The 6,877-nt window shown below is 46.8% G+C and carries 6 protein-coding genes; 5 read left to right on the top strand and 1 reads right to left on the bottom strand.

Translation table 11 applies throughout. The annotated features are described in order from the left end of the window. Positions 1–161 precede the first annotated feature (161 nt). The 5 genes from L4C32_RS14795 (at position 162) to L4C32_RS14775 (ending at position 5,754) form a co-directional block, all read left to right on the top strand. A complete protein-coding gene (locus L4C32_RS14795) occupies positions 162–1,751 on the top strand; it encodes an ABC transporter substrate-binding protein (protein WP_428197661.1) in 1,590 nt (529 codons plus the stop codon). A 77-nt stretch (positions 1,752–1,828) separates the two neighbouring features. Next, a complete protein-coding gene (locus L4C32_RS14790; RefSeq protein ID WP_428197660.1) occupies positions 1,829–2,842 on the top strand; it encodes an ABC transporter permease subunit in 1,014 nt (337 codons plus the stop codon). Between the two features lie 19 nt (positions 2,843–2,861). Next, positions 2,862–3,770, top strand: coding sequence for a dipeptide ABC transporter permease DppC (gene dppC, locus L4C32_RS14785; protein WP_428197659.1), 909 nt, complete (start codon positions 2,862–2,864; stop codon positions 3,768–3,770). A gap of 11 nt (positions 3,771–3,781) precedes the next feature. Beyond that, positions 3,782–4,762, top strand: a complete 981-nt coding sequence (dppD, locus tag L4C32_RS14780) for a dipeptide ABC transporter ATP-binding protein (protein ID WP_428197658.1) — start codon at positions 3,782–3,784, stop codon at positions 4,760–4,762. Beyond that, positions 4,759–5,754 carry a peptide ABC transporter ATP-binding protein gene (locus L4C32_RS14775; protein ID WP_428197657.1) on the top strand — a complete coding sequence of 332 codons (996 nt, stop codon included), beginning with the start codon at positions 4,759–4,761 and terminating at the stop codon, positions 5,752–5,754. Before dppD ends, L4C32_RS14775 begins: the two co-directional genes overlap by 4 nt. Before the next feature lie 47 nt (positions 5,755–5,801). Here the strand turns inward: L4C32_RS14775 and L4C32_RS14770 are convergent, their stop codons facing one another. After that, on the bottom strand, positions 5,802–6,764 hold the full coding sequence (locus tag L4C32_RS14770) for a TDT family transporter (protein WP_428197656.1): 963 nt from the start codon (positions 6,762–6,764) through the stop codon (positions 5,802–5,804). Between the last annotated feature and the right edge of the window lie 113 nt (positions 6,765–6,877).

Genomic DNA, 6,877 nt, shown 5'->3' with positions numbered 1-6,877 from the left:
ATTTTATACAATTAGATTCAGTATGTTGCAATCTTGTTAACAACCTGCCAGCTTATTAACTGTTTACCGAATAATATCGACATACAACTTCTTAAAAATGTTCAACAAGAATAGAGATAAATACCTTGGGCATTTTTCATCCAAAAGCATGGAGCAATAAAATGAGAAAAAGCATATTTACAGTGAGTACCGCTGTCATTGCACTTGCGATCTCCGCAGGACTGCAAGCCAAAACACTGGTCTACTGTTCTGAAGGTTCGCCAGAAGGATTCAATCCTTCGTTGTATACTGCAGGCACCACCTTTGATGCCAGTTCACGTCAAATCTTTAATCGCTTAGTTCAATTCAAACGCGGTAGCACGGTCTTAGAACCGGGCCTTGCCAGTTCGTGGAGTGTGTCGGATGACGGAAAGACCTACACCTTTGAACTTCGTAAAGGGGTGAAGTTTCACACCACCAAAAACTTTACACCAACTCGCGATTTTAATGCGGACGATGTCATTTTCTCCTTCATGCGTCAAAAGAGTGATGCACACCCTTACCACAAAGTGTCTGGGGGATCGTATGAATACTTCAACTCAATGGACATGGGTGACTTAATCACCAGCATTGAGAAAAAAGGCGACTACACCGTTGTCTTCAATCTCGCCAAACCAGAAGCGCCGTTTATTGCCAATATGGGCATGGATTTCGCTTCAATCATGTCTAAAGAGTATGCTGATCAGCTCATGGCTGCAGGCACCCCTGAAAAATTCGATTTAGACCCGGTAGGTACAGGACCATTCCAACTGGTGGGATACAAAAAAGATTCCACCATTCGTTACCAATCTAATCCGAGTTACTACGAAGGCAAAGCGGCCATTGACCGTTTAGTTTTCTCAATCACTCCTGATGCTTCTGTTCGTTATGCGAAATTGCAAAAAGGTGAGTGTCACGTGATGCCTTACCCTAACCCGGCAGATTTAACCCGCATGAAATCTGACGACAAAATCAACCTAATGAGCCAAGAGGGTTTGAACGTGGGTTATCTCGCATTCAACACTCAAAAAGCACCATTTACCGATGTGCGTGTTCGTCAAGCATTGAACATGGCGGTGAATAAAAATGCCATTATCGATGCGGTATTCCAAGGAGCCGGTAAAGCAGCAACGAACCCAATTCCGCCAACCATCTGGTCTTACAATGAATCAGTGAAAGATTATGAATACAATCTTGAAAAAGCCAAATCTCTGCTTGCAGAAGCGGGCGTGAAAGAGGGCTTTAAGACCAATATTTGGGCGATGCCAGTACAGCGTCCATACAACCCAAATGCACGTCGTATGGCGGAAGTCATTCAAGCTGACTGGGCAAAAATTGGCGTAGAAGCGGAGATTATCTCTTACGAGTGGGGTGAATACCTTAAGCGTTCGAAAGCCGGCGAGCATGAAACCGTGCTGTTAGGTTGGACTGGTGATAATGGCGATCCAGATAACTTCTTAGCGGTTTTACTCGGCTGTTCAGGCATAGGTGGTTCAAACCGTGCAATGTGGTGTCATCAGCCGTTTGAAGATCTGATTCAAAAAGCGAAGGTCACTGCTGACGTTACTGAGCGTACCAAGTTATACCAACAAGCTCAGGTGGTCTTTAAAGAGCAAGCACCTTGGGTAACGGTGGCTCACTCGATGGTTTACGAACCAGTGCGTAAAGAAGTTAAAGGCTACAAAATCAGCCCATTCGGTGGCCATGAATTCTATGGCGTAGATATCGAATAGTTCAATTTTCCCTAAGTATTTGGCCAGTTCGCTGGCCTTTTTTTTATCTTTATCGTTACTTAATTGGGCAGAGCAGTATGCTACAGTTTATTTTAAAACGTTTCGGGCTAGTCATACCGACGTTTATTGGTATTACCCTTTTGACCTTCACCTTAATCCGATTAATACCTGGCGACCCCATTGAAGTGATGGCTGGAGAGCGCGGTGTTTCACCAGAACGTCATGCTCAACTTATCGCTGAACTAGGTCTGGATAAGCCATTACTAGAACAGTACTTCATCTACATTTCAGATGTCGTGCAAGGGGATCTTGGCAAATCCTTAATTACTAAAGAGCCCGTATTAAGCGAGTTTCTATCTCTGTTCCCAGCCACACTAGAGCTCTCAATCTGCGCCGCCCTATTTGCGATTTTAGTTGGGCTGCCCGCCGGTATTCTGGCCGCAGTCAAACGAGGCACCATTTTTGATCACGGCGTCATGACAATCTCTTTAGCGGGTTATTCTATGCCCATTTTTTGGTGGGCCATGTTGTTGATTCTCTTCTTCTCGCTCGGTCTAGACTTAACCCCAGTATCAGGGCGCATGGATGACGTCAACTTCTGGGTTGATGAGGTAACGGGTTTCATGTTAATCGACAGCTGGTTATCCGGTGAAGAGGGCGCATTTGCAGCCGCAGTGCACCACTTAGTGCTTCCTGCCGTTGCCCTAGGCACCATTCCATTAGCGGTGATTGCCCGTATGACTCGCTCATCCATGCTCGAAGTGTTGGGTGAAGATTACATTCGAACCGCTCGTGCTAAAGGGTTGATGCAATGGCGAGTGGTGCTGGTTCATGGACTTCGTAACGCATTGATCCCCATCCTAACCGTGATAGGTCTTCAGGTCGGTATTCTCTTCTCAGGCGCGATCCTTACTGAGACCATTTTCGCTTGGCCGGGTATTGGAAAGTGGATGATTGAATCCATTGGACGTCGAGACTACCCCGTCGTTCAAGGCGGAATATTACTGGTTGCCACCATCATTATATTAGTCAATTTAACCGTAGATATTCTCTATGGCGTGGTGAACCCTAGAATTCGCCATTCAAAATAACGTGAAAGGAATCACAGATATGTCTGAAGCAGTAAACTCAGCACTTCCTGTTGCCAAGGAGCAGGAGCCATTAACTCCCTTAGCGGAATTTTGGTTCTATTTTTCCAAAAACAGAGGCGCCATTATTGGGTTGGTCTTTATATCCTTTATTCTCACTCTGGCGATCTTCGCCAATGTTGTCGCCCCTTTTGACCCAACCGAGCAGTTTAGGGATGCCCTACTGACTCCCCCTGCGTGGATGGAAGGGGGAGATGTTCGCTTTTTGTTAGGTACCGACGATGTTGGAAGAGATATTCTATCCAGACTCCTACATGGTGCCCGACTGTCACTATTGATCGGCTGTATTGTGGTCTCTCTGTCGCTAGTACTTGGTGTCTTTTTAGGCCTCGTTGCTGGTTATTTCAGAGGGGTGGTCGATACCATGATCATGCGAATGGTCGACATTATGTTAGCCCTACCAAGTCTGTTATTGGCGATTGCTATCGTTGCCATTCTTGGCCCATCGATCATCAACGCCTCTCTGGCTATCTCCTTCGTCTCCCTGCCTCACTATGTGCGCTTAACCCGAGGTTCGGTGCTCTCCGAAGCCAATCGAGATTACGTTACCTCGTCAAGAGTAGCCGGAGCCAGCCACCTGAGATTGATGTTTAGCGTCATTCTGCCTAACTGTCTAGCTCCATTGATTGTTCAGGCAACTCTTGGGTTTTCCACCGCAATTTTAGATATGGCGGCCTTGGGATTCTTAGGGCTAGGAGCACAACCCCCCACACCAGAGTGGGGAGTGATGCTCTCTGATGCAAGACAGTTCATTAACTCCGCATGGTGGGTAGTCACTTTCCCTGGACTGATCATCTTAACCACCGTATTGGCGTTCAACTTAATGGGTGATGGCTTACGCGATGCCCTAGACCCGAAATTAAAGCAGTAAGGAGCAGAATCATGGCAATTTTAGAAGTAAACCAACTCTCTGTTCATTTCGGTGACCAAACCGCGCCCTTTAAAGCGGTAGACAAAATCAGTTATGAGATCAATGAAGGTGAAGTTCTCGGTATCGTCGGTGAGTCTGGCTCAGGAAAATCCGTCAGCTCATTAGCCGTAATGGGACTCATAGACTTCCCCGGCGTCGTAAGCGCCACTCAACTGCGATTTGATGGACAAGACCTGCTCTCAATGTCAGAAAAGCAGAGAAAGAGCATTACTGGCGCGGAAATATCAATGATTTTCCAAGACCCCATGACCAGCTTGAACCCTTGTTTTACCGTAGGTTACCAGATAATGGAAGCGCTGAAAGTTCACTTTGGTGGAAGCCGAAAAGAGCGAAAAGAGCGTACCATTGAACTGTTAAATCTCGTGGGTATTCCGGATCCCGGTTCACGATTAGATGTTTATCCCCACCAACTGTCTGGTGGAATGAGTCAGCGTGTGATGATCGCCATGGCGATAGCCTGTAATCCGCGATTATTGATCGCCGATGAGCCCACCACCGCGTTAGATGTCACCATTCAAGCGCAAATTATTGATCTACTGCTGTCGCTGCAAAAAGAGCAGAACATGGCGCTTATTTTGATTACTCACGATCTAGCGTTAGTCGCAGAGTCTGCTGATCGCGTGATTGTGATGTATGCGGGACAGATCGTCGAATCGGGTTTATCCAGTGAAGTGTTTACCAATCCCCAACACCCGTATACTCAATCACTGCTGCGCTCACTGCCCGAGTCCTCGCTAGGTAAAGCCCGTTTGGATTCGTTATCAGGTGTGGTTCCCGGTAAGTATGATAGACCGCAAGGTTGCCTACTTAACCCGAGATGTCCCTACACCACTCTCAAGTGCAAAAGCGAAGAGCCACTGCTGCAGGGTGATATCAATCGACAAGTAAAATGTCACTTCCCATTAGACCAACAAGGGAGCCCGACACTATGAGCGCGCAACCACCGATATTAGAAGCGGTAAATCTAAAAAAACACTACAGCATCAAGCAAGGGATGTTTAAACCTGCCAGCGTGGTTAAGGCGTTAGACGGTGTCTCATTTACCTTAGCCCGAGGTAAAACCTTAGCGGTCGTTGGTGAGTCTGGCTGTGGAAAATCCACCCTTGGCCGCTTGATCACTTTGATTGAGACACCGACAGAGGGAGAGATCTCATTTAATGGTCAAGATTTACTGGCCAACGATCCTGAATCCAACCAACTGCGTCGCCAGAAGATTCAGATTGTATTTCAGAACCCATACGGCTCTTTGAACCCGAGAAAAAAAGTGGGACAAATCTTAGAAGAACCTTTGGTAATCAATAGCTCAATGAGCGCTGCACAACGCAAAGAGTTAGCACTCTCAATGATGGCGAAAGTAGGCTTGAAGCCAGAGCAGTATGACCGCTACCCTCATATGTTTTCTGGAGGCCAGAGACAACGTATTGCCATTGCACGCGGCTTGATGTTAAACCCGGACATTGTTATTGCCGATGAGCCTGTTTCAGCGTTGGATGTCTCCGTGCAAGCTCAAGTGCTCAACCTCATGATGGATCTGCAAGATGAATTGGGGCTCTCCTACCTCTTCATTTCACATGATCTATCCGTCGTAGAGCACATTGCCGATGAGGTGATGGTGATGTATTTAGGTCAATGCGTTGAAAAAGGGAGTAAAGAGAGCATATTTGCTAATCCACGCCACCCTTATACTCAGGCACTCCTCTCAGCGACACCAAGGATCAACAGTGAACACAGAAGTCAGCGTATTCAGTTAACTGGAGAGCTGCCTAGCCCACTTGATCCCCCAAAAGGGTGTGCGTTTAGTACTCGATGCCACCACGTCACTGAGCGGTGTCATCAAGAAAAACCCACATTGAAAACCTACGATGACAACACCCTGATTGCCTGTCACCTACTGGAAAAGGGCAAGCAGGAAACTATGGCTTAACCGTGAAATTACAGATAGCGCTGCTCCAGAGCGCTATCTGTTGCTCGCTAGGTAAATAAACGAATAGCTGGGCGATAAAAAGCAAGGTAACGAATCGCAACGTACGTGACCACAACCGTCGCAATCACTAATTCAACCGTTGCCATCATCGTAACTTGCCCCACATACTCATCTGCCACCCCCACCGATGCCATCCAGGCTGCAAACTTAAACAGAGCCGTTGCACTGATTACCACGGGGAAAGTAAAAGCGGCATACCCTGGACTAAAGGGAAGTTGCGCCAGCTTTATCAATGAAAAATAGATAAGCAGAGTCATCGACACCGCGATGCCAAACAGTAGAGCCACAATCACAGGAGACGGTGATGATGTCACGGTTAAGTATCCTGCCAAAGAGAGACTGGCAGGAGCGGCCAAAATAGCAATGGTCGGTTTCGCCGAATCTGGTACTTCATGGCTAAAGATCAAACGGTATAACATCGCTGGTAACATCACTGCGTATGCGACAAGACCAAATAAAAGCACCCCATCAGCCAATGGGCGTAGTGCTTCACTGCCCGCAAACGAGACGTCAGCAACAATCAATCCAACCGGGGGAACAAACCAGCTTGGCACCATATGATGGAGTTGAAAATCCATCGCTCTGTGATAGATAAATACCACCAAAAACAGCAGATGCAGCACGACCGCAAATAGCCACAATGCGTTACCCAGATCAGCATTAAAATGAGTGAGGGCGTTTGAGACCACCATAGTCGCCATGGCAAAAGTTGGCGCCACACTCCCTACTACGGGATGCGCAAGGTCATTCCATAATATTTTCGGAAAGCAGACGAATTTAAGCAACAAAATAAACAGCATCGCGGAAGCAATTACTGCCCCGATGATCTGCCCTAGCCCATGCAGTTGAGCTGCATTCTCCCAACACCAGCCTAAACTCGCAATCCCCAACGCTAAACCAGCCATTGGTGTTGGTGCTGCCGCTAATTGTAATATGTTTTTTTTCAGCATGAGTTTCTCACTACTCCATGAAGGACAACGAGATAATAGAGCCATTTCATCATTAAGAATAGATGAATAAATTTAAAAATAGGTTAAAATATATTGAACAACAAAAGGAATAT

The sequence above is a fragment of the Aliivibrio kagoshimensis genome (assembly GCF_050337105.1).
Taxonomy (GTDB): domain Bacteria; phylum Pseudomonadota; class Gammaproteobacteria; order Enterobacterales; family Vibrionaceae; genus Aliivibrio_A; species Aliivibrio_A kagoshimensis.
This window is presented reverse-complemented; position numbering and strand designations above follow the sequence as displayed.

Coding starts and splice junctions, on each gene's coding strand:
- L4C32_RS14790 (WP_428197660.1), top strand. CDS start 1,829: ATGCTACAGTTTATTTTAAAACGTTTCGGGCTAGTCATACCGACGTTT.
- dppC (WP_428197659.1), top strand. CDS start 2,862: ATGTCTGAAGCAGTAAACTCAGCACTTCCTGTTGCCAAGGAGCAGGAG.
- L4C32_RS14770 (WP_428197656.1), bottom strand. CDS start 6,764: ATGCTGAAAAAAAACATATTACAATTAGCGGCAGCACCAACACCAATG.
- dppD (WP_428197658.1), top strand. CDS start 3,782: ATGGCAATTTTAGAAGTAAACCAACTCTCTGTTCATTTCGGTGACCAA.
- L4C32_RS14795 (WP_428197661.1), top strand. CDS start 162: ATGAGAAAAAGCATATTTACAGTGAGTACCGCTGTCATTGCACTTGCG.
- L4C32_RS14775 (WP_428197657.1), top strand. CDS start 4,759: ATGAGCGCGCAACCACCGATATTAGAAGCGGTAAATCTAAAAAAACAC.